This is a genomic window from Actinophytocola sp. KF-1, from assembly GCF_054661535.1.
Map to the genome: position 1 here is coordinate 582581 of NZ_BAAFVK010000005.1, position 23212 is coordinate 605792.

Sequence of the window (23212 nt, forward strand, 5' to 3'; positions counted from 1 at the left end):
TTCTACAGTGCGTACACCCGCCGGGCGGTCCCGGCGAAGATCGCGGCCTGGTCGGCCGCGGGCAGGTGGGCCAGCGCGTCGCGCCAGGCGGCGACGAGCGGCGGCATCGACGTCCACAGCTTCTCGACGGGGAAGTTCGTGCCGAACATCGCGCGGTCCGGGCCGAACCAGCCGAGCGTCTCCGCCGCGACGAACGCGATGAGGTCCCGGTCCAGCGACCGGGTGAACGTGCCCTGCCCGGTCAGCTTCACGACCACGTTCGGCAGCTGCGCCAGGCGTGCCATGCCGTCCCGCCACTCGGCCACGGTGTCCGGGGCGCGGTCGGTGAGCATGCCGGCGTGCACGAGCACGAACGTCACGTCCGGGATGGCGGCGACGAGGTCCGCCGCGTCGGCCATCTGCCCGGGGAACACCTGCAGCTCGAACACCCAGCCCAGTTCCTCCAGCGCGGCGATGTTGCGGCGCAGCACCGGGTCCTTCATCCGGTCGGGCGCGGACGCGAACCGGAACTCCTCGTTCTCGTGCCAGTGCAGCTGCAGCCGGGTGCCGCGCACGACCGGCAGCGCCGCCTGCTGCTTCATCACGTCGACGGCGTCGGGGCTGAACAGGTCAGCGGACCCGACCACGGCGCTCGGCCAGCCGGTCCGCTCGTGCAGCTCCGCGAGCCACCGGACCTCGGCGAGGACCTGGTCGAGCGGCCAGTTGGCCTGCACGTACACGGACTGGCCGATGCCGGCCGAGGTGGCGTCGGCGATGTACTCGTCGATCAGGTAGTCGCGTTTGATCGGCTCGTACGGGCCGAAGATCCTGGGCACCATCGGCCCGGACAGCCACGGCATGTCCTTCGTGCGCCAGACGTGGTGGTGCGCGTCGACTATGTCCATGCGTTCTCTCCTTCGAGAAGCTGCTCGTACGCCGTGCGCAGGTCGTCGACGCCCGCGAGCACGTCGAGGTGGGGCGCCACGGCGGCCATGCCGCGGGTGAGCGGCCGGTACCCGGGGTCGCGCGCGAGCGGCGACCACCAGACGAGCCGGTGGGACAGCAGCGCGAGCCTGCGGACCGCGCGGACGAACGGCTCGCAGTCGCCGCGTTCGAGCCCGTCGGACAGGACGAGCACCAGCGCGCCGCGCGCCATCCGCAGGTGGCGCGGGTTGGCGAGGAACGCCAGCAGCGACGGGCCGATCCTGGTGCCGCCCTCGGCGTCCCGCACGAGGCGGGCGATCGCCGCGGCCGTGTCCCTGGCCCGCAGCGCCGGGGTGACGTGGGTGAGCCGGGTGCCGAACGTGAACACCTCGGCGCGGTCGCAGCAGGCCACGACCGCGTGCGCGAACCGCAGGTAGGCGCCGCTGTGCTGCTTCATCGACCCCGACACGTCGATCAGCACCAGCACGGGCCGCTGCCGCCTCGGGTGTGCGCGCCACCGCAGCCGCACGACCTCGCCGCCGGTGCGCCACGCCTCGCGGTGCACGCGCCGCAGGTCGAGCCGGTCGCCGCGGCGGGCGGGCCTGCGGCGCCGGGACCGGATAGTCGGGATGGCTCTCGGCAGCACCCGTGCCACCCTGGCCAGATCGTCGTCGCCGACGCGTGCCTGCCGGTCCACGCTCGCCCAGCTCGCCTCGGCGCCGTCGCCCTCCCGGGTCGCCTGGTCGGGTGGCGGGCCGTCGTCCGCGCCGCCGCCCCGGTCCTCCTCGCCGGGTTCCTCCGCCTCGACCGCGAGCACGTCGCCCGAACCGAACCAGCGGGCGAAGACCGGGTCGAACACGTCGGTGTCGGCGACCGAGGACACCAGCGTGGTGTGCGCGATCCAGTACAGGTGACCGGGATCGCGCGGCGGCACCGACGCCACCGCCCGCAGGAAGTCCCGCTGCTTGGGCACCGGCACCGCGAGGCCCGCGGCCCGCAGGTCGTGGAGGAAGCCGCGCAGGTGCCCGGTCACGGCGCGATCAGCTCGTCGAGGTGCTCGTGGACGACGGCGACGTCCTCGGCGTCCTTGACCAGCAGCCCGAGCGCCCTGCGCAGCGCGACCGGCCACGGGTCGCCGTCGGACGACAGCGTCACCGCGCCGCGCGCCCACTCAACGGACTCCGCGATGCCGGGACGTTTCAGCAGGTCGAGGCGCCGCACCCCGGACACGGCCCGCACCAGCGACGCCGCGGCGTCCTCCTCGATCGAGGGGACGTGCGCGCGCACGATCGCCTGCTCGCGGTCCGGTTCGGGGAACGGGATCCAGTGGTAGAGGCAGCGCCGCTTGAGCGCGTCGTGCAGCTCGCGGGTGCGGTTGGAGGTGAGCACGACGACCGGCGGCACCCCCGCGTCGACCGTGCCGAGCTCGGGGATGGTGATGCGGTAGTCGGCCAGGAACTCCAGCAGGAACGCCTCGAACTCGCTGTCCGCCCGGTCGACCTCGTCGACCAGCAGCACCGACGGGGTCCGCAGCGCCCGCAGCAGCGGCCTGGCCAGCAGGAACTCCTCGGCATAGACGTCGCCGACGTCGCCGACGTCCCCGCCCTTCAGCGCGAGCAGCTGCCGCGGGTAGTTCCACTCGTACAGGGCCTGCCCGGCGTCGAGACCCTCGTAGCACTGCAGCCGCACCAGCTCGCGGTCCAGCACGCGCGACAGCACGGCCGCGACCTCGGTCTTCCCGACGCCGGGCTCGCCCTCGAGCAGCAGCGGCCGCCCGAGGGTCAGCGCCAGGTAGACGGCCGTCAGGAGACCGTCGTCGGCGAAGTACCGCTCCTCGCGCAGCCGTGCCGCGAGCGTGGCCTCATCCATCGGCACGCAAGGCGTCCAGGCCGCGCAGGACCCGCTCCGGGGTGAACGGCATGTGGTCGAGCCGCACCCCGCACGCGTCGAAGATCGCGTTGGCGATGGCGGGGATGGGTGCGTTGGCGGTCATCTCGCCGATGCCCTTCGCCCCGTACGGGCCGTTCGGGGCCGGGCGTTCCAGCAGCACGCTGACCTGCTCGGGGATGTCGCCCGCGGCCGGCATCAGGTACTCGCTGAAGTCGACCGGGCCGTGGTCGCGGACCGGGTAGTACGGCTCGGTGGCCTCGAACAACGCGTGCGACATGCCCATCCACGCGCCGCCCTCGACCTGCTGGGTCGCCATGGCCGGGTGCAGCGCGCGGCCGATCTCGTAGACGCTGTACATGCGCAGCACCTCGACGACCCCGGTCTCGTCGTCCACCTCGACCTCGGCGACCGTGCACGCGTGCGCCTGGCAGGAGTCCGGGTCCATCTCGCCGGTCTCCGGCACGACCTCGCTCTTCTCCTTCATGAACACGCCGCGGCCGGAGATCGTGCGGCCGTGCTTGAAGTGCGACGCGAGCGCCAGGTCGGTGATGTGGATCCGCTTCGACTCGGCGCCCTTGACCTGGATGTAGCCGGTGCCGTCGGTCTCCAGGTCGGCCGCGTCGACCTCCAGCTCCTCGGCCGCCACGTCCAGCATGACCGCGCGGGCCTCGGCCGCGGCCATGATCACCGCGTTGCCGATGCGGTGGGTGCCGCGGCTCGCGAACGTGCCCATGCAGTGCGGGCCGGTGTCGGTGTCGGCCGTGTCGACCAGCACGTTCTCGAACGGCAGGCCCAGGGTCTCCGCCGCGCACTGCGCGACCACGGTCTTCAGGCCCTGCCCGAGGTCCACCGACGACAGCGAGATCACGAACGTGCCCGTGGTGGTGGCGTGGATCAGCGCCTGGGACGGGTCGCCGCCGAGGTTCATGCCGGTCGGGTAGTTGACCGCCGCGTACCCGCGGCCACGCAGCTTGGTCATCGGGGCTCCAGGGACGACATCCGGCGGTACTCCTCCGGCAGCTCGTGGCCGACCAGTTCCGCGGCCTTCTGCATGACCTCGATCAGCGCGGTGCCCTCGGCGCGCTTGCGGTGGGCCTTCATGTCGCCGTCCCGGTAGGCGTTCTTCAGCCGCAGCCGCAACGGGTCCATGCCGAGTTCGCGGGCGATCCGGTCCATCTGGGACTCCAGCGCGAAGTCGGCGATGGTGACGCCGAACCCGCGCATGGCGCTGGACGGGGTGCGGTTGGTGAACACGCAGTGGCAGTCGATCCGGACGTTCGGGATCGTGTACGGGCCGGGGAAGTGCGCGGCGGCCTTCGTCGTGCCGTACGGGGTGTGGCGGGAGTAGGCGCCCGCGTCGACGTAGGCGGTGACCTGGCGTGCGACGATCCGGCCGTCGTTCGTCACGCCGTCCTTGATGTAGATCCGCTCGGCCGCGCGGGGCGAGGACACCTGCATCTCCTCGTGGCGGCCGTAGACGAACTTCACCGGCCTGCCCGTCGCCATGGCGGCCACGCACGCGACCGGCTCGACCACCACGTCGACCTTGCCGCCGAACCCGCCGCCGACGGTGCCGCCGACGATCCGCAGCTTGTTGAACTCGCTTTCGAGGATCAGCGCGGTGTTGTCGAGGGTGAAGAAGCAGGCCTGCGTGTCGGAGTGGATGCGCAGCCGCCCGTCCGGCTGCGGCACGACCGTGCAGCCGGTGGTCTCGACCGGCGCCTGCTCGATCGGCGAGGACTGGTAGCGCCACTCGAAGACGTGGTCGGCCTCGGCGAACCCCTTGTCGACGTCGCCGAGGCGCACGCGGCGGCAGTGGTGGCCCTCGTAGGTGAAGTAGTTGTTGCCGTGGTACTCGTTGACGATCGGCGCGCCTTCGGCCAGCGCCTCCTCGACGTCGAGCACGGGCGGCAGGTCCACGTAGTCGACCTTCACCGCGGCGGCGCCGGCGAGTGCCGCGGCCTCGGTCTCGGCGACCACGGCGACGATCGGCTCGCCGAGGTAGCGCACCTTGTCCACGGCCAGGATCGGCTCGTCGTCGGGCTCGACCTGGATGAGCTTCAGCGGCGTGTACAGGTTGTTCGGGATGTCGGCGCCGGTGAGGACCCGCACCACGCCCGGCACCGCGAGCGCGGCGGACGAATCGACACCCGCGAGCCGGGCGTGGTGACGGGTCGACCTGTGCATCTTGAGGTGCAGCAGGCCGTTCGGGCGGACGTCCTCGAAGAACTCCGTGCGGCCGGTGACGTGGCCGAGGGCGTCCGAGCGGGTGACGACCGAGCCGATGACGGTGAAGTCGTCGGCTTCGTGGTCGGCGCCGAAGTAGCCGTGGTCGATGGGGCTCAGGCGGTAGTTCACGCGGTCCTCCGGCGGCTCGCGGCGTCGAGGATCGCGGTGACGATCGGCTCGTAGCCGGTGCAGCGGCACACGTTGCCGCTGATCGCCTCGACCACCTCGGCACGCGTCGGGTCGGGGTTCTCGGCGAGCAGCGCCTCGGCGGTCATGATCATCCCCGGGGTGCAGAACCCGCACTGCGTCGCGAAGTCGTCGAGGAACGCCTGCTGCACCTCGTCGAGGTCACCGGTCGGCGCGACCCCCTCGAGGGTGCGGACGGCGGCGCCGTCCACGGTCTCGACCGGCACGAGGCAGGACGGCACGGGTTTCTCGTCGAGCAGGACCGTGCACGACCCGCAGGCGCCCTGCGCGCAGCCGCGCTTGGCGGCGGTGAGGCCGAGCGTGTCCCGCAGCGCACCCAGCAGCGTGGTGCCGGGCCGCGCGAGGAACTCCTCCTCGCGGTCGTTGACCCGGAGGGTGACGATCTTCGAGGCCATCAGTCTTCCTCCAGGAGGGCGCGGCGGACGTGGACGGGCAGGACGCGGGCGCGGTACCAGGCGGAGGCGTAGGCGTCGTCGAACGGGGCGGTGCCCTCGTGGGCGGCCCGCGCGGCGGCCTCGGCGGCCGCCGCCAGGGGTTTGCCGACGAGTTCCTGTTCGGCGGCGCGGGCCCGGACCGGCGTCGGCGCGACCCCGCCGAGCGCGATCCTGGCGTGTGTGACGACCCCGTCGTCGATCTCCAGCGCGGCGGCCACGGTGACGATCGACGCCGAGTTGTGCTTGCGCCGCATGGCTTTCCGGTACCGCCACACCTTCGGCAGTGCGAAGTGGACGGCCGTCACGACCTCGTTGGCGGCCACGGGTTCGCCGACGGCGGCGCTGCGGATCCCGGCGGTGCTGAGCACGTCGAGGCGGGCGTCGAGCGCGAGGAGCGCCACGGCCAGGTCACCGTGCGGCTGCGCGGCGAAGAGGTTGCCGCCGACGGTCGCGAGGTTGCGCACCGGCGGCGACGCGATCGACCGGACCACCGGCCGGAGGACGTCGAGTTCGGCGAGCCGCGCCAGCGTCACGGCCGCCCCGACCTCGGCGGTGTCGCCGGCGACCCGGATGCCGTCCAGGCCGGCGTGCCGCAGCGAGATCAGCGCGTCGACCGGCACGGCGCCGGTGTTCACGCGGGGCATGACCAGCGTGCCACCGCCGATCAGCCAGCCACCGTCGTCGAGCAGGCCCGCGGCCTCGGACGCCGAGGACGGCAGGTGAACCTTCGCCAGCACAGCACCTCCCCTTCAGACGATTATCGATAATTGATAATCTGCGTGAGACGGTACGGTTGGCCCGCGAGACCCGTCAAGACCCCCGAGGACCGCCATGACCGACACGAAGCCGCTCCCCCGGGCGACACTGGGCAGGCAGATCCGCGACGCGCTGGTGACGCGCATCGTGTCGGGCGAGCTGGCGCCGGGCGAGCGGCTGGTGGAGACGCGGATCGCGGAGGACTACGGCACGAGCCAGGCCCCGGTGCGCGAGGCGCTGCGCGAGCTGGAAGCGATCGGCATGGTCGAGACGAGACCGCGCCGCGGCACGTTCGTCCGGCACTTCATCCAGCAGACGCTCAAGGAGAGCTACGTCGTGCGCGCCGCGCTGGAGGAGGCCGCGACACGGCTGGCGCTGCCGGCGGGCACGGTGCCGTTCGAGGCACTGCACGCGGACGTGGCGGCCATGCGCGAGGCCGCGGAACGGGGCGACGTGCAGGCGGTGGGGTCGGCGAGCGTGTCGTTCCACCGCCACGTCATCGACGCGTCGGGCAACGAGTTGCTGAAGGGCGCGTGGGAGGCGCTGCAGATCGAGGCCCGCACGGCCGTGACCCTGCTGGCGGTCGAGCCAACGCTCGCCGAGGTGGCGGAGGAGCACGCGGAACTGTTGCGGGTCCTGGAATCCGGCGACCTCGCGGCCGCGTGCCGGCTGACCCGCGACCACCAGTGGCACTACGCGGACCTCCCCCACGACGCGCACGGTCGCGCCCGCCCCTCGAACCACGCGGCCCGGTAGCCGCCGCGGTCGCCCTGCGGCTTGACATGACCAGTCATTTCAGTCGAGACTGAAATGACTAGCAACGTCTCGCATGGCGGAGGAGGGCTGTGTCCAGGCAGGACAACCAGGACGAGGTGCTGCGGTGGGTCGAACGGGTGGCCACGTTCTGCGTGGAGGAATGGGGGCTCCCGCCGATCACCGGGCGCATCCTCGGCCTGCTGATGATCTGCGACCCGCCCGAGCGCTCCGCAGGCCGGATCGCCGAGACGATCCAGGCCAGCCGCGCCTCCCTGACCTCGAACATGCGGTTCCTCGCCGCCATCGGGCTGGTCCGCAAGGTGCGCGTACCCGGTGACCGCACCACCTACTACCGCATCGAGGACGACGCCTGGCACAAGGTGATCCAGCGCAAGCTCGACAGCCTCGGCGCGTTCGGCGACATCGCGGAAGAGGGCGTGAGACTCGCGGGCGGCAGAGGGCCGCACACCGCACGCATCCGCGCCGCCCAGCAGTCCCTGACCTGGCTGCGTGACATCGCTGCCCGCAATCCCCCCACAACGTGAGGACTCCTCGTGCAACGCACGCGACTGGACCTGGACCCGCTCCGGGAAACCTTGCTGCTCACCCTCTACGCGAGGGCGCTGGACGCCGCGCTCCCCCACCCGATCCTCGGCGACACCCACTCCGCGGCGATCGCCGGCACGATCGACTACGACTTCGCCAAGCTCAAGGTCAAGCCCAGCCTCGTCTGCGGCACCGCCCTGCGAGCCAGGAAGCTCGACGACGCGGTCCGGGCGTTCGTCGCCGGCCACCCCGACGCCGTCGTGCTCGACCTCGGCTGCGGACTCGACACCCGCGTCCTCCGCTGTGACCCGCCCGCGGGCGTCGACTGGTACGACGTCGACTTCCCCGACGTCGTCGACCTGCGGCCCCGGTTCCTCCCCGACCGGTCACTGCGCGTCGGCGCCGATCTGACCACGCCGGGCTGGCTCGACCCGCTGCCCCGCGACCGGCCGGCCATGATCGTCGCCGAGGGCCTGCTGCCGTTCCTGCCTGGCGACACCTTCCAGCGGATGACCCGGGAGCTGACCGCGCACTTCGACACCGGCGAGCTAGCCATCAACGGCTACACCCGTTTCGCCGCATGGTCGATGAAGTACCACCCGACGATCAAGGCCATCGGCATCACCGCGGCCCAGGGCTTCGACGACCCGCACGAGCCCGAGACCTGGGGCGCCGGGCTGACCATGGTCGAGGAGCAACTGCTCACCCGCGCCCCGGAAGTCGCCGCCTTCCCCCAGCCACTGCGCGCGGCCACCCGGCTCATGAGCCACAGCGCCGCGCTGGTCCGCCAAGGCACCCGCGTGCTCCGCTACCGGTTCTGACCGACGATCGCCGGCCATCGCGGAACCGAACTTTCCGCAATGGCTCATAACGTCGTCCCCATGAGCATCGAGCCTTTCCGCATCGACATCCCCCAGGCCGACATCGACCACCTGCACGACCGGCTCACGACCGCGCGCTGGCCCGGCGAGCTGCCCGGCGTCGGCCGCTCCCGGGGCGTCCCGCTCGCCGAGCTGCGCGACCTCGCCGACCACTGGCGCACCGGGTTCGACTGGCGTGCGCAGGAGGCGCGGCTCAACGAGTTCCCGCAGTTCACGACCGAGATCGACGGCCAGCGCATCCACTTCCTGCACGTCCGCTCGCCGCGGCCGGACGCGAAGCCGTTGCTGATCACGCACGGTTTCCCCAGCTCGGTGGCCGAGTTCCTGCACCTGATCGAGCCGCTGGTGCACCCCGAGGAGGGGCAGGCGTTCCACGTCGTGGCGCCGTCGCTGCCGGGGTACGCGTTCTCGACGCCGCTCTCCGGCACCGGCTGGACGATGGCGCGGACCGCGCGTGCCTGGATCGAGCTGATGGCGCGGCTGGGCTACGACCGGTACGGCGTGCACGGTGGCGACGTCGGCGGTGGCGTGTCCGGCCTGGTCGCGGGGCTCGACGGCGAGCACGTCATCGGGGTGCACGTGGTGACCGACCCGCTGACCGCGGCGAACGTCGCCACCTTCCTGCCCGGCATGGCCGACCGCCTCGACCCGGACGACCCGGTCGACGCGCTGATCCGGTCGCGGATGGACGCGTTCACCCGCGACGGGTCGGGGTACCTCGCGATCCAGAACACGCGGCCGCAGACCATCGGGTACGGGCTCGTCGACTCGCCGCTGCTGCAGCTCGCGTGGATCGCGGAGAAGTTCGCCGAGTGGACGGACCTGCCGATCGACCGGGACCAGCTGCTCACCAACGTGGGCCTGTACTGGTTCACCGGCTCGGGCGCGTCGGCGGCGCACACGCTGTACGAGCAGGCGCACTCGTCGGAGTGGGGCGCGCAGGCCGCCGTGCCGCAGGGCTTCGCGGTGTTCGGGGCGGACGAGACCGTGCGCAGGCTGGTGCCCGCGCCGCCGGACGCGCACTGGACGGAGTTCAAGCACGGCAAGCACTTCCCGGCGATGGAGGCCCCGGCCGACCTCGCGGCCGACCTGCGGGCGTTCTTCGGTTGACACCGGGAGTAGAGACGTGCTGCGGGGTACCCGCCGTCCGAGTGATGCACGTGCATATGCCTTCTGCAAATTGCATGTGCAGCGTAGGATCACATTCCGTGACTGATACCGAAAAACCTGTCACCCAACGCCGCGACCCGACCCCGGTGTTGCGGCAGGCGGTGCAGACCGCGCAGCGGAAGCTGTTGCTCAGCAGTCTCGACCTCGCGGACGTCAACGAGGCACTGGCCGAGTTGTTCGCCGAAGTGGCGCCGTTCTACGACCGGCTGGCCGCCGTCGCGAGCGCCTCGCCGCAGGGGGCGGTGGCGGCTGTGCTCGCTCAGCTGCGGGAGGCTTTCGGGTACGCCGCGCGCGGGGTGCCCGAGTCGGCGGTCAACTGTGTGATCACCGCGGCCACCGTCGCGATCCGGCTCGCGGACGACGTGGCGTTGGATCTGGAGTACGTGGACTCCGGGCGCTGGCGCTGAGCTTGCCGGGCGGCTGTGGATGAGCTGCCTGCTTTGTCGGTGGTGGGCTCCAGGTTGGAGTTCGGGGGCCGGAGGCCGAGGCCTGTGGACAACTCGGGTCTTGTCGGTCCTCGTTGTCGGTGGTGCTCGGTACGCTGGGTTTCGGGGGCGGAGGCCGCGGGCTGTGGATGACTCGGGTCTTGTCAGCTGGTTCTGTCGGTGGTCGGCTCTAGGCTGGATGTCGGGGGCCGGAGGCCGGGGTTGATCTTGCTGGCCTCTGGTTGGGGTTGGCGTTTGCGCTGCTGTGGTTCGGGGTGCGTGTGCGGTGCGGCTTGGGCCGGGTCCCGGGGTTTCCGTTCCGGGTTTTCCGTTCCGGGTTTTCCGTTCCGGGTTTTCCGTTCCGGGGTTTCCGTTCCGGGGTTTCCGTTCCGGGGTTTCCGTTCCGGGGTTTCCGTTCCGGGGTTTCCGTTCCGGGGTTTGCGTTCCGTGGTGTTCGGTGGTGGCGGCGGATTGTGCGGGCGGCGCACTCACGCGTCAAGGGCGCCTTCGGCGTCCGGCTTCGCCGGATTGCTGCGCAACCCTTGACCCGCGAGCCTCCGCCACCCTAAGACAGGCCCTAACGGGCAGGCTGACGCCTGCCCGCCTCTCTGCCCGCCGCCACCACCGAACCTCTTCCGGGGGTATCCCGCAAGTTCGGCTCCTCCACGGGATAGGTGTTGGCGCCTTTCGGCGCCAGGCGGCTTCGCCGCCTCCGCTCGGCTGGGCTTTAGCGCCTTTGGCGCAGAGCGCCGCGCGGCCCTTACCACCGGGCGGGTCTTGGCACCTTTCCGCGCCGGACGGTTTCGCCGCCCTTCGGTCGAGTGGGCTTTGGCGCCTTTCGGCGCCGGGCGGCTTCGCCGCCCCTCGCTCGGCCGGGCTTTGGCGCCTTCGGCACCGGGCAGCTTCGCCGCCCTCCGCCCGGATGGGCTTTAGCGCCTTCGGCGCAGAGCGGCATCGCCGCCCTTACCACCGGGCGGGTCTTGGCACCTTTCCGCACCGCACGGTTTCGCCGCCCTCCGCTCAGGTGGGCTTAGCGCCTTCGGCGCAGGGCGGCTTCGCCGCCCTGCCACGGAGTGGCTTCCCCGTTGATGAAGGGGTCCTTCCTCGCGCCCAGCGCCAGGAAGGACCCCTTCACCGAGGTGGGGCCCGGTGCTGGAGCACCCGACGGGCTCCAGCACCGGGGTGGGGACCGGCCGGCACCGGTCCCCGGCTGTCACACGGTCAGTGGTGCCCGCAGTGCCGCGGCCATCGCGACGAGCTGCTCCCGGACCGCCACGTCCCGGACCGTGTTCGCCACCGTGGTGAAGCGGTCCAGTGCCTGCACCGCCTGCCGGGCGAGGCCGGCTCGTGCCAGGTGTTCCGCGGTGGCCAGGTGGACGTACAGCTGCACGTACGCCGCCAGCCCCACCTTGCCCTCCGCCCGGTACCTGACCAGCAGGTCAGCCGCCGTGTCCCACGTGACCGTCACCGTGAACGGGACCTTCACCTCCGTCGCGTTGCCTGCCTCGTCGGCGGCCACCACGCGCAGTTCGTGCTCGCCCGCGACCGGGGTCACCCGCAGTGGTGTCTGGACTCGCTTGCCGTCCAGTTCGACCAGCACCGACGCGACGCCCGACGCCGGGTCGTCGGCCGCCGTGGCCAGGGACAGCGCCGTGCCCACGTCGTACTTGCCCGCGGACTCGACGCCCGTCACCGAGACCTCCGGTGCCGTCCTGTCGACCATCGCCAGCGCCGGGACGACCGGTGACACGTTGCCCGCGGCGTCCGTCGCGCGGAACTGCAGTGCGTGGGTTCCGTCCGTCGCCAGCACCACCGGTGCCGTGTACGGGATCCACTCACCGTCGCCCGCCCGGTAGGACACCTGGACCTCGCCCGCCCGGTCGTCGGTGGCCGTCGCCGTCACCGTGGCCGGGGTGCGGTGCCAGCCGTTCTGGCCGTCCGGTTCCGACGTCTCGACCGTCACCGCCGGGGCGGTGCGGTCCGGGGTGCCCACGCGGAAGTAGTCGAACCCGACCGTGACCGGGGCCGTCTGCTGCGGGCCGATCGCCATCAGGCCCACCGCCGTGAGTTCCGCGTCGTTCGTCACCGGGCTGCCCAGTGACGTCCAGTTGACGCCGCCGTCGCTGATCTCCGCCGCGTACGTCGTACCGGTCTTCGTCAGCCGGAGGAAGAACCAGCCGCTCTCGGACGTGTTCGCGATGTCGATGTTGCGGTTGCCGCCGTTGCCGAACTGGCCGCCCTTCTCGCTCACCAGCTCCGCGTGCAGCTCGGGCGCGGTGCCGCTCGCGTTCTGCGCGACCACGTCGAACTTCACGTAGTTGTCGTCGTCGCCGTACACGAGCAGGCCCGCCAGCTGCCAGCGGTGCAACATCGACGGCGTCACCTTCGTCTCCACCGTCCAGTCGCCGGCCGGGACCTTCTGGAGGACGAAGTTGCGCGGGCCCTCGTTGGCCGCGCCGTTGATGTCGCCCGGCTGGGTCTGGATCTTCAGCTGACCACCGGTCACCGACACCTTCGACGAGTCGTAGCGCACCACGTTCCGCCACCGGCACCCGTCGATCGCGGTGCCGTCGAACTCGTCGGCGGCGTCGCGTTCACCCGTGTCCTCGGTGTCCGGCGTGACCGTGAAGTGGTCGAACACGGCGTCGACGCTGTGGGCACCGGTGTCACCCGCCGCCATCAGGCCGATCGTCGCGTTCTCGATCAGCGCCGCCGAACCCGCCAGTGCCGTCCAGTTCTCACCGTTGGCCGAGTACGCCGCGGTGAGCCTGGTGCCGTCGCTGGCCAGTCGCAAGTGGACCGTGGCCGGGAAGTCGGCGGGCAGCGTGACGTTGGCGTGCCACGTCCGGGAACCGTCGGCCTCCGTCTGGAACTCCAGCAGCCTGCCGCCGGAGTTGTTGCGGGTGAACGCCAGCTTGACGTAGTCGTCGTCGCTGCCGTGCACCAGCATCCCGGCGTGCTGCCACTCGCGGGTGTGCGCGAGCGACACCGTCGTCGACGCCGTCCACGCACCCGGCCGCACCGCCTGGCCCACGTAGCTGATCGGGCCCCCGGCCGCCTCGTTGATGTCGCCGTTCGTCACGGGCAGCACCAGCTTGCCGTCCGCCAGCCGCACCGGCAGGTCCTGTCCGTTCCGGACGGTGGACCACCGGGTGCGGTCGAGCGAGTCGCCGTCGAACGCGTCCGTGCCCCGCACCAGGCAGGTCGGCCCCGGCTCGGGCTCCGGGCCGCTGCCCGGGGTCCACGCCTCGTCGGAAAGGGTCCAGCCGGAGAACTCGACCTCGCTGGTGGCGGCCGCGTTGTGCGCGGTCACCGCCAGGCCGACGTCCTGGACCGAGCCGGCGCCCGCCAGCGTGACCGGGTCGCCGACGGCGGTGAAGTTCTCGCCGTCCTTGCTCCAGTACGCCGTGTACGAGTTGCCGTCGCGCACCAGCCGCACCCACGCCGGGTACGACGTCGAGCCGGCGCCGGTGCTCGCGTCGAGCTGGCCGTTGCCGTCGGTGTCGCGCAGCCACTCGAACCCGCCGGAGGGCCGCATCGCCAGCATCGCGTACCCCGGTGACACCCCGGGACGGGTGACGTCGTTGCGGACGATGATCCCGGCCTTCGCCGAGCCGGCCGAGTTGCCCTGCCGCTCGATCTTCACCGTGGCGGTCCACTCGGTGCCCGCCGCGCCCGGCAGGTACACCGAGCCGTACTCGTCGGTGCCCTGCCACATGTTCGCGCCGCCCGCGTTCACGATCCACGTGTCCGTGTCCGGCCGGTCGAACGTGGCGGTGACGTTGCTGTACGTCTGCCAGTCGCCGTACAGGTCACCGACCTCCACCTGGACGATGCGGGACGTCGTCGACGCGCCCTTGTCGTTGGTGGCGACCGCGGTCAGCTTGTACCGCGCCTCCCGGTCGGCGTTCCACGTGACCTGGTACGGCGCCGAGGTGGCGGCGCCGATCGACTGGCCGTCGACGAAGAACTCGACCTTCGTGATCGTGTTCTCCGCGTCGGTCGCCGACGCGCGGACCGTGATCGCGCCCGGCTCCAGGTCGGCCTCCGGGGTCGGCGACGTCACCGCGACCTTCGGCTTGGACGTCGGTGACGCGCCCTTGCCGTCGGCCTCGATGAAGTTGACCCGCCGCTCGCCCGCACCCGGGAACACCGCGTACAGCGTGAACGACTCGCCGGGGTCGTCGACCGCCACCGGGACGTCCACATAGGACGTCGGGCCGGTCGCCGGCACCGGTGCGGTGCCGAGCAGCGGACCGTCCGGTGCGCCGCGGCGCAGCTCGACCGTGCCCGCCGCGTTCGCCGACGCCCGCACCACCAGCGCGTCCACGTCACGCAGGTTGACCGGGTCGTAGGCCGCCCACGCGCCGTTCTGGCCGGTGATCGCGTCGCCGTGGCCCTCGATGTCCCGCGACGGGCCGACCGTGACCCGCTCGGACCGGTCGAAGAACTCCGCCTCCCGCTGCTTCGGGAACAGCAGCGTGGTGTCCGACCCGGTGAGCGCCGGGATGCCGCCCGCGCCGCCGGCGTCGGTGTAGCGGCCGTCGATCGCGTAGAAGACGTTCATGCCCTCGCCGTGGCCGCCGCCGAGCGACGTCACGACCGAACCCGTCCTGCCGTGCAGCGGCTCACCGGGGTGGGCGTGCTCGTCGTGGCCGAGCGCGGGCTGGATCACCACGTCCGCGTCGTCGATCGTGGTGTCCTCGGCGTCGGTGACGTCGAGGTCCCAGCTGATCTCGTCCCCGAAGTCGAAGAACGACCCGGTCGGCGGCAGGGTGAACCCCACCTCCGGTCTGGTGTTGCCGACCGTGATCGGCACCGTGGTGGTGCCGGTCTTGCCCGCCGGGTCCGTGACCGTGAGCCGGGCGCTGTACACGCCGTTCTCCGTGTAGGTGAACGACGGGGACGCCTCGGTCGAGTCGGTCGTGCCGTCGCCGGTGAAGTCCCACGCGTACGTGAGCGCCTCGTTCTCCGGGTCCGTGCTCGACTCGCCGTCGAACGTCACGGCCAGCGGCGCGTGCCCGGAGTCCGGTGTCGCGGTCGCCTTCGCCGTCGGGGACCGGGAACCGGACACGTAGTCGATCCGGTACAGCCCCGAGTTCGGGTTGTCGCGGCCGAAGCCGCCGCCCCAGTCGAGCACGTACATCGAGCCGTCGGTCCCGAACTTCGAGTCGATCGGCGCGAGGAACTGCGTGTCCGGCAGGAACGGGTTGACCTTCTCGACACCCGTGCCGTCCGCGGTCGGGATGATCGAGTACATCTTGTTCCGCGACCACTCGTAGAAGAACGCCTTGCCGTCGTAGGAGGACGGGAACTTGGTGTCCGACTGGAGGTCGGGATCGTAGTCGTAGAACGGGCCGCCCATCGGCGCGAGGCCGCCGCCCGCCGGGATGACCTCCGGCACGGACGACCGCTGGTAGCCGTACCACATCTGCGCGGGCTTGGCGGGCGGCAGGTTCACCAGGCCCGTGTTGCGGATCGAGTCGTTCACCGGGTTGGCGCAGTCGAAGAACGCGCCGACCGTCACCGGGTTGGTCCGGTAGTCGACGTCCCGGAACGGCTCGTTGTCGCCCATGCACAGCGGCCAGCCGTAGAAGCCGGGCTCGGTGATGAGGTTCCACTCCACGATGCCCGCCGGCCCGCGGTTGGCGAGGTTGTCGGCGCCGTTGTCCGGTGCGTAGTCGGCCACGCCGAGCGCGCCGGTCTTCGGGTCGATCGCGAACCGGAACGGGTTGCGGAAGCCCATCGCGTAGATCTCGGGCCGGGTCTTCTCCGTGCCCGGCGGGAACATGTTGCCCGCCGGGATGGTGTACGTGCCGTCCGCCTCCGGCTTGATCCGCAGCACCTTGCCGCGCAGGTCGTTGGTGTTGGCGGAGGTGGCGCGCGCGTCGTGGAACGTGCCGTCCCGTTCGGACAGCGGCGCGTAGCCGCCGGACGGTTCGGAGTGCGGGTTCACGTCGTCGCCGACACCCAGGTACAGCGTGCCGTCGGGACCGAAGTCCAGACCGCCGCCGGTGTGACCGGGCTCGTCGGGCAGGCGCCGCGCGGGCACCTCGAGGAGGACCTTCTCCGACGCCGGGTCGATCTGCGAACCGGCGCCGACCGTGAAGCGGGACAACCGGTTGACGAAGTTCGCCGGGTTCGTGTCGTCGCCGCTCGCGGGCGAGTAGTAGACGTACAGCCAGCCGTTGTCGGCGAAGGCCGGGTCGAGCGCGATGCCGAGCAGGCCGTCCTCACCACCGGAGTACACCGGGATGGTGATCGCGGTCGACGTGGTCCGCGCTTCCGGGTCATACACGCGGATCTGGCCGCGGACCAGCTCGGTGAAGAACACCCTTCCATCGGGTGCGACGTCGATCGCGTACGGGGCGCTGGTGTTCTGGTCCAGCGGGACGCGTTCGAACTGGTCCCACACGGTGCCGCCGCAGTCACCCGCCTCCAGGCCAGCCGCCCACTTCACGCCGCCCAGGATGTGTTGCACCAGCCCGGTTTCCTGCGTGTAGTGCGCGCCGAAGTGGCCCATGCCGGTCATCCACGCGCGGCCGCCGTCGTACGGTTTGCACCACGAGATCGGGTGGTCGTACCCCATCCCGTTGGAGCCCGGCTCGTAGGTCGACTCGTCCATGGTGGCCAGCACGTGGGCCTCGCCGCGGACGTTCGCCGAGAAGTTGTACCACTCGTCGGCGCGGTTCCAGCGCAGCGGCAGGTGCTTGGTCGACGGGTGCGTGCGGTCCTCCACCCGGACGGTGCCGGGGAGGCCGGGGCTGGTGCCGGTGGCGGCGTGACCGGGCATGAGCGCGCCGATCATGGTGTCCCACCACGCGTAGTTGCCGCGCATGTCGGTCGCGTTGTGGATCGCGACGATGCCGCCGCCGCCCTGCATGTAACGTTCCAAGGCGGCCTTCTCCTCGGCGTTCCACGGGTCGCCGGAGGCCTGGAACATGACGAGCGCGTCGAAGTGCGACAGCGACTCGTCGTTGAACACCGAGGAGTCCTCGGTGTGCTCGGAGGTGATGCCCGCGTCCGCGAAGGCCTGCGTGAGCACGGGCACGCCCTGCTCGATGGCCTCCGTGTGGCGGAACTGGGTGGTCTTGGTGAAGATCAGCACGTGTGCGTCGCCGTGCTCGCCCGGGTGGGCGGCGGCGGGCGCCGCGCCGAGCATGGAGATGGCCATGGCGCCCGCGACGGCGACGGCCATGGATCTGCGTAGGTTCATGAGCGTGGTGCCCTCTCCACTGAGAGACGTGTTCGACGTGTCATGACCCGCGCGGCGTGCCGGCGCCGTCGGGGAGATCCTGCCTAGGGCATCACCTTCCTCAGGAACGCCAGGCCGTCGGTCGCGATCGCGTCCTGCGTGCGGGCCAGCGGGCGCCACACCGACGCGGCGGTCGCGATGGTCGCGTTCTCCGCCGTGAACGACTCGATCACGAGCGGCCCCCGGTAGCCCACGTCGTCGAGCGCGGCGAGGAAACCCTGCCAGTCCAGGTGGTCCGCCCCGGGCGCGCCGCGGTCGTTGGCGCACACCTGGACGTGCACCAGCCGCGGCCCCGCCCGGCGGACCGCCGCCGCGACGTCGGTCTCCTCGATGTTCATGTGGTAGATGTCGAGCGCGATCCCGACCGTGTCCGGCAGGCCGTCGAGCGCGGCGAGCGCCTGGTCGACCGTGTTGACCAGGCTGGTCTCGTAGCGGTTCAACGGTTCCACGCCGATCCGCACACCCGCCGCGGCCGCGTGCTCGGCGACCGGGGCGAGCCCGTCGCGCAGCTCCGCGTACCGGGTCCGCCGTTCCTCGCCGGACATCCGCCAGGTGCGGCCGACCGACGCGTACGCGGGACCCGAGACGGCCGGCGCGCCGACCACCGCCGCCACGTCGACCACGTGGCGGAGGTAGTCCTGGGTGGACAGCACGGTGGTGGCGTCGGCCGCCACCAGCTCCCGCCCCTCACCCATCACCAGCACGACCGAGGCGGCGAGCCCGAGGTCGTCGAGGAGCGCCTTGGCGCGCGCCGGGTCCCAGTCACCGGGGTTCTCGACCGGGAGCTCGACCACGTCGAACCCCCAGGCCGAGATCCTCGGTGCCAGGTCAGCCAGCGCGGCGTCGGTGAGCGGGGACGTCCACACCCACGTGTTGACGCCGAGGGCGTGCTTGGTCATCGAGGCGGTCCTCAGCGATCTTTCCACGCGTTCGGGAAGCCGGGCAGGTCCTCACCGCCGAACTTGGCGTAGTGCAGGGCCGGCATGTCCTTGTTGCGCTCGAGGAAGTCGTCGCGGTCGGCGTCGGTGATCGGCTCCTGCGGCAGCACCCACTCCTTCGGCACCTGCTCGCCCTTCCAGATCTTGACCGCGGCCAGGATCGGCGTGCGCCACTGGAAGTTCGAGTAGACCGGCGCGATCGCGGTCATGCCGGTGTCCTTCCACTTGCGCATGAACGACAGCTCGTCCTCGCCCGCCATCACCGGGTAGTCCTTGCCCGCGTCCTCGAACGCCTCGACGGCCGCGACGGCGCCGTCACCGGCGTCCATCCAGATGCCATCGACGTCCCCGCGCTGCAGGTACTGGGTGACGATGTCCTTGATCTTCGCGCCGTCGCCGCCGGTGAACTCGTCGCCGAGCACCTCGAGGTCGCTGTCGCCGAAGATCTTCTGCGCGGCGGCCCAGCGGTGCTCGAGCACGTCCACTCCGGGCAGGATCCGCAGCGCGAGCACCTTCGAGCCCGGCTCCAGCTTGTCCACGAGGAACTCCGCCGCGTCCGCGCCGTAGGCGTAGCCGCCGATCGGGTGGATGAACGTGACCATGCAGTCGGTGTTCACCCCGCGGTCGAACACGATCACCGGCACGCCGCTCTCGCACGCGGCCTCGACGGCCGGGGTGAGGGTCGCGGTGGTGGACGGCGAGATGATGATCGCGTTGCAGTCACCGGCGTCCACGAACGCCTGGATGTCGGAGATCTGCTGGTTGTCGTCGTCGGCGGCGTCGGAGACGCGGAAGTCGCTGATCTCGCCCGCCTTCTTGAGCACGTCCACCTGCTGCTGCATGGTGATCCAGCCGGTGACGCGCCACGGGTTGGACACCGACGCGTTGGAGAAGCACAGCGTCTTGCCGTCCTGCTTGTACTTCGCGGTGTCGACCATCTCCGGTTCGATCGCCTGCAGCCACGGCTGGTCGGCGGGCCCCGTCGGTTCCTTGTCGCGCTGGGCGAGCTGCTTGTCGTACTCGGCCTGCACGAACCACTCGCCGTCCGAGGACTGCTCCTGCTCCGTCTCACCGCCGCCGCCGGGCGCCTGCTCGGTCGGGGAGTCGGTGGTGCAGGCGGTGAGCGTGAGCGCCGCGGCGGCTAGTCCGGCGACGATGGCACGCGTTCTCCGCATCGGTGTCTCCTTCTAGGACTGGGGAACGAACGGCTTGCGCCGCTCCCGTGCGGCCCACGCGACGGCCGCGATGATGATCAGGCCCTGGCACGTCGGCCGGATGGTCGACGGCAGGCCCAGCTGGGTGAACAGGGTGAACAGTGCTTCGAGGGTCAGTGCGCCGCCCATCGCGGCCAGTACGGTGCCGCGGCCGCCGCCGAGCACCACGCCGCCGAGGACCACCGCGGTGATCGCGGTGAACTCCAGGCCCTCGCCGACCTGTGCGGTGACGCCCGCGTACCCGCCGATGAGCACCCCCGCGAGCGTGGCCAGCACGCTCGACAGCACGAACGCGATCGTGCGCACCCACCACACGCGGACACCGGCGAACGCCGCCGCCTTCTCGTTGTCCCCGGCCGCGATCAGCGTGCGGCCGAAGGGTTTCCGCATCATCACCGCCACGACGACCACCACCGCGACGGCCACCAGCAACGCCCACGGCAGCTGCCGCAGCACCGGCATGTCGATCCCCCCGCGGCCGACCTCCCGGAAGCCGTCGGACAGCGCACCGGTCGGCGCGCCACCCGTCCAGAGGCGGATCGCGCCGTAGAGGACGAGCATCATGCCCAGGGTCGCGATCAGCGAGTGCACCTTGAGGACGGTGACCACGAGCCCGTTGACGAGCCCGACCAGGACACCGAACGCGACCATGAGCAGCAGCACGGGCAGGGTCATGCCCTCCCGCCCGTCGATCACCGCGGCGGCGATCACGACCTGCGCGCCGACCAGCGAGCCGACGGACAGGTCCAGCTCCCCGCACACGATCACGATGTACTGGCCGACCGCCAGCACGACGAGCGGCGCCGCCTTCTTCGCGAACGCCATCAGCGACGGCGGCTCGAAGAAGCTCGGGTTGAGGAACAGGATCACCACGAAGACGAGCACCAGCAGCGCGAACACGGTGGCACTGCCGCCACCGAAGAGCCGCGCCGCCACGGCGACACCCGGCTTCGGCTTCCGGGGAGCGGTGGTCGTCATCGGTCCACCCCCTGTCCCGCGGGCACCGGTTCGTCCGGGACCGGATCCCGTGGCGGGCCGCCGTTCCCGTCCGGGCCGAACCTGGGTCTGCTCGCCCGCCGGTCGATCTGGCGCCGCGCGTAGATGGCGACCGCCGCGATGATGACCACGCCGCGGAGCACGTCCTTGAAGAACGGGTCGACCTCGAGGAGGTTGAACACCGTGTCGAGCACCGCCAGGATCAGGACGCCGCCGAGCGTGCCCGCGATGCTGCCCCGGCCACCCATCAGCAGCGTCCCGCCGAGCACGACCGCCGCGATCGAGTCCAGGTCGTAGCCGGAGCCGTAGACCAGCGCGCTGCCCGTGCCGAACCGCGCCGCGATCAGCAGGCCCGCGACCCCCGCGGCCACCGCGCACAGCACGTGCGCGGTCACCACGACGCGGCCGGTCCGGATGCCCGACAGGCGCGCCACCTCCTGGCTGCCGCCGACCGCGAACATGTGGTAGCCGGTGCGGCTGCGGCGCAGGTACAGGATCCCCAGCACCACCGCCACGAGCATCACCGCGGTCGACACCGGCAGGAACCCGATCCGGCTGTACCCGAACTGCTGGAACGACGCGGGCACCGCACCCGCCGGGCCCTTGTAGTTGGTGTCCAGGTAGCCCTTGACGATCAGGCCGACGCCGAGGGTCGCGATGAACGGGTTCACCTTCAGCACCGACACGATCAGCCCGTTCAGCAGCCCGATCCCCGCCGCCACCACGAGCGCGGCCGCGATGCCCAGCGGCACCTTCGCGGGGTCGCCCGCCATGGTCGTCGCGCCGATCAGGCTGCAGAGGGCCATGACGTAGCCGACCGAGAGGTCCAGCGACCCGCACAGGATCACGAACGTCTGCCCCAGCGCGACGAAGCCCAGCAGGCTCGACCGGGTCAGCATGTCGACGAGGTTGGCCGTGCCGAACAGGTTGCTGCCGTCGACGGCCACCAGCACCGCGCCGACCACCAGCACGCCGAGCAGCGCCACGTACACCAGTTCCGTGCTGCCCAGCCGCCGGAGCCGTTGTCTGTCCACAGTGGTCATGCCGGCACCTGGCCCGTCGCGACCCGCATGACCGCCTCCTCGTCCGCGCCCGCGGGCAGCTCGCCCGCGATCCGGCCGTCCCGCAGCACCACGACCCGGTCGGCCATGCCGATGACCTCCTGCAGTTCCGACGAGATCATCAGGATCGCGACGCCGCGCGCGGACAGCTCGCGCATCAGCTGGTACACCTTCTGCTTCGCGCCGACGTCGATGCCGCGCGTTGGTTCGTCGAGCACCATCACGGCCGGGTCGGTCGCGAGCCACTTGGCCAGCACGACCTTCTGCTGGTTGCCACCGGAGAGGAACCGGACCTCCTGGTCGGCGCCGCGCGACACGAGTTCCAGCGACGACAGGATCCCGGGCACCCGCTTCGCGCGACGGGCGGACTGCCGCGGCAGCACCGCGTCCAGCACCAGCCGCGCGTTCGCCGCCACCGACTGGTTGAGCGCCAGGCCCTCGGCCTTGCGGTCCTCGGTCACCAGCGCGAGCCCGGCCCGCACCGCCTGCCTGGCCGACCGCGGCGAGACGGGTTTGCCGTCCACCTCGACCACACCGCGGGTGAACCTGGCGACGCCGAACAACGCGTGCGCGATCTCCGTGCGGCCGCTGCCCTGCAACCCGGCCAGCGCGACGATCTCGCCGGCCCGCACCTCGAGGTCGATGCCGTCGAGCTGTTCGTTGCCGCCCCCGGCGATCCGCAGCCGGACGTCGCCGATCTCGGTGCCGGGCGCCTTCTCCGGGAAGAAGCTCGTGATGGGGCGGCCGACCATCTTGCGGACCAGCTCGTCGGGCGTGATGTCCCCGGTCGGCACGGTGTCCACGAGTGCGCCGTCCTTGAGCACGGTGACCCGGTCGGAGAGGTCGAAGATCTCCTTGAGCCGGTGGGAGACGTACAGGATCGCCACCCCGCGCTCCCGCAGCGTGCGGACGAGCCCGTACAGCAGCTCGACCTCCTCGTCCGCGAGCGCGGCGGTCGGCTCGTCCATGGAGATGATCCGCGCGTCGTAGGACAGCGCCTTCACGATCTCGACGATCTGCTGCCCGGCGACCGACAGCGTCCGGACCGGCCGCTGCGGGCTGATCGAGGACAGGCCGAGGTCGTCGAGCAGGGCCCGGGTGTCGGCGTTCATGCGGTCCGCGTCGACCATCCCGCGCCTGCGCGGTTCGCGGCCGAGGAACACGTTCTCCGCGACCGTGCGCTCCGGCAGCAGGTTGAACTCCTGGAACACGGTGGACACGCCGGCCTGCTGCGCCTGCAGCGGGTGGGTGAAGGAGACCTCACGTCCGTCGAGCTCGATCGTGCCCTCTTCTGCCTGGTAGACCCCGGCGAGGACCTTCATCAACGTGGACTTGCCCGCGCCGTTCTCCCCCATGAGCGCGTGCACCTCGCCCGCACGCAGCTCCAGGTCGACGCCGTGGAGCACCCGCACGCCGAGGAACGACTTCTGGATGCCTCGCATCCGCAACACGGTCTCTGTGAGCGGCGCCACTGCCATGCCGGTGAACCTAACCCGACTTTTGACGCTTAACAATCAAAAGTTGCGATTCCGTTGCCAAGGTATGTTTCGG

At 71.3% G+C, this 23212-nt stretch carries 18 protein-coding genes; 5 read left to right on the forward strand and 13 right to left on the reverse strand.

Annotation, left to right across the window (positions count from 1 at the left end; translation table 11 throughout):
* Positions 1-2: 2 nt before the first annotated feature.
* From ACYQ77_RS18505 to ACYQ77_RS18535, 7 genes are read right to left on the reverse strand one after another with little or no spacing between them, the layout of a single operon-like run.
* Positions 3-884, reverse strand: a complete 882-nt coding sequence (locus ACYQ77_RS18505; protein WP_459712898.1) for an amidohydrolase family protein — start codon at positions 882-884, stop codon at positions 3-5.
* Complete coding sequence (locus ACYQ77_RS18510; protein WP_459712900.1) at positions 875-1936, reverse strand: vWA domain-containing protein; 1062 nt, start codon at positions 1934-1936, stop codon at positions 875-877. Before ACYQ77_RS18510 ends, ACYQ77_RS18505 begins: the two co-directional genes overlap by 10 nt.
* Positions 1933-2772 carry an AAA family ATPase gene (locus tag ACYQ77_RS18515; RefSeq protein ID WP_459712972.1) on the reverse strand — a complete coding sequence of 280 codons (840 nt, stop codon included), beginning with the start codon at positions 2770-2772 and terminating at the stop codon, positions 1933-1935. Before ACYQ77_RS18515 ends, ACYQ77_RS18510 begins: the two co-directional genes overlap by 4 nt.
* Complete coding sequence (locus ACYQ77_RS18520) at positions 2765-3772, reverse strand: xanthine dehydrogenase family protein molybdopterin-binding subunit (protein WP_459712902.1); 1008 nt, start codon at positions 3770-3772, stop codon at positions 2765-2767. The genes ACYQ77_RS18515 and ACYQ77_RS18520 overlap by 8 nt, the downstream gene beginning before the upstream one ends.
* Positions 3769-5151, reverse strand: a complete 1383-nt coding sequence (locus ACYQ77_RS18525; RefSeq protein WP_459712904.1) for a xanthine dehydrogenase family protein molybdopterin-binding subunit — start codon at positions 5149-5151, stop codon at positions 3769-3771. The genes ACYQ77_RS18520 and ACYQ77_RS18525 overlap by 4 nt, the downstream gene beginning before the upstream one ends.
* The gene (locus tag ACYQ77_RS18530; protein ID WP_459712906.1) at positions 5148-5624 is read right to left on the reverse strand and encodes a (2Fe-2S)-binding protein; all 477 of its coding nucleotides are present in this window, start codon (positions 5622-5624) and stop codon (positions 5148-5150) included. The genes ACYQ77_RS18525 and ACYQ77_RS18530 overlap by 4 nt, the downstream gene beginning before the upstream one ends.
* The gene (locus ACYQ77_RS18535; protein ID WP_459712908.1) at positions 5624-6400 is read right to left on the reverse strand and encodes an FAD binding domain-containing protein; all 777 of its coding nucleotides are present in this window, start codon (positions 6398-6400) and stop codon (positions 5624-5626) included. Before ACYQ77_RS18535 ends, ACYQ77_RS18530 begins: the two co-directional genes overlap by 1 nt.
* Positions 6401-6494: 94 nt before the next feature.
* On the opposite strand from ACYQ77_RS18535, the gene ACYQ77_RS18540 reads away from it, so the two are divergent.
* From ACYQ77_RS18540 to ACYQ77_RS18560, 5 genes are all read left to right on the forward strand, one after another.
* Positions 6495-7175 (forward strand): GntR family transcriptional regulator, encoded by a 681-nt coding sequence (locus ACYQ77_RS18540; protein WP_459712909.1) that lies wholly within the window; start codon positions 6495-6497, stop codon positions 7173-7175.
* Positions 7176-7264: 89 nt separating this feature from the next.
* A complete protein-coding gene (locus ACYQ77_RS18545; protein WP_459712911.1) occupies positions 7265-7720 on the forward strand; it encodes a GbsR/MarR family transcriptional regulator in 456 nt (151 codons plus the stop codon).
* A gap of 9 nt (positions 7721-7729) precedes the next feature.
* Positions 7730-8542, forward strand: coding sequence for a class I SAM-dependent methyltransferase (locus ACYQ77_RS18550; RefSeq protein WP_459712913.1), 813 nt, complete (start codon positions 7730-7732; stop codon positions 8540-8542).
* Positions 8543-8602: 60 nt separating this feature from the next.
* A complete protein-coding gene (locus ACYQ77_RS18555) occupies positions 8603-9712 on the forward strand; it encodes an epoxide hydrolase family protein (RefSeq protein WP_459712915.1) in 1110 nt (369 codons plus the stop codon).
* A gap of 98 nt (positions 9713-9810) precedes the next feature.
* A complete protein-coding gene (locus ACYQ77_RS18560; protein WP_459712917.1) occupies positions 9811-10179 on the forward strand; it encodes a hypothetical protein in 369 nt (122 codons plus the stop codon).
* 1231 nt (positions 10180-11410) lie between these two features.
* Here the strand turns inward: ACYQ77_RS18560 and ACYQ77_RS18565 are convergent.
* From ACYQ77_RS18565 to ACYQ77_RS18590, 6 genes are all read right to left on the reverse strand, one after another.
* Entirely contained in the window at positions 11411-17413 is a 6003-nt protein-coding gene (locus ACYQ77_RS18565; RefSeq protein ID WP_459712919.1) for a ThuA domain-containing protein, read from the reverse strand.
* An 83-nt stretch (positions 17414-17496) separates the two neighbouring features.
* Positions 17497-18351 carry a sugar phosphate isomerase/epimerase family protein gene (locus ACYQ77_RS18570; RefSeq protein ID WP_459712921.1) on the reverse strand — a complete coding sequence of 285 codons (855 nt, stop codon included), beginning with the start codon at positions 18349-18351 and terminating at the stop codon, positions 17497-17499.
* Positions 18352-18362: 11 nt separating this feature from the next.
* Positions 18363-19565, reverse strand: a complete 1203-nt coding sequence (locus tag ACYQ77_RS18575) for a substrate-binding domain-containing protein (RefSeq protein WP_459712923.1) — start codon at positions 19563-19565, stop codon at positions 18363-18365.
* Positions 19566-19577: 12 nt separating this feature from the next.
* Positions 19578-20582, reverse strand: a complete 1005-nt coding sequence (locus ACYQ77_RS18580) for an ABC transporter permease (RefSeq protein WP_459712924.1) — start codon at positions 20580-20582, stop codon at positions 19578-19580.
* Complete coding sequence (locus tag ACYQ77_RS18585) at positions 20579-21643, reverse strand: ABC transporter permease (RefSeq protein ID WP_459712926.1); 1065 nt, start codon at positions 21641-21643, stop codon at positions 20579-20581. Before ACYQ77_RS18585 ends, ACYQ77_RS18580 begins: the two co-directional genes overlap by 4 nt.
* The gene (locus ACYQ77_RS18590; RefSeq protein ID WP_459712929.1) at positions 21640-23139 is read right to left on the reverse strand and encodes a sugar ABC transporter ATP-binding protein; all 1500 of its coding nucleotides are present in this window, start codon (positions 23137-23139) and stop codon (positions 21640-21642) included. The genes ACYQ77_RS18585 and ACYQ77_RS18590 overlap by 4 nt, the downstream gene beginning before the upstream one ends.
* Positions 23140-23212 lie beyond the last annotated feature (73 nt).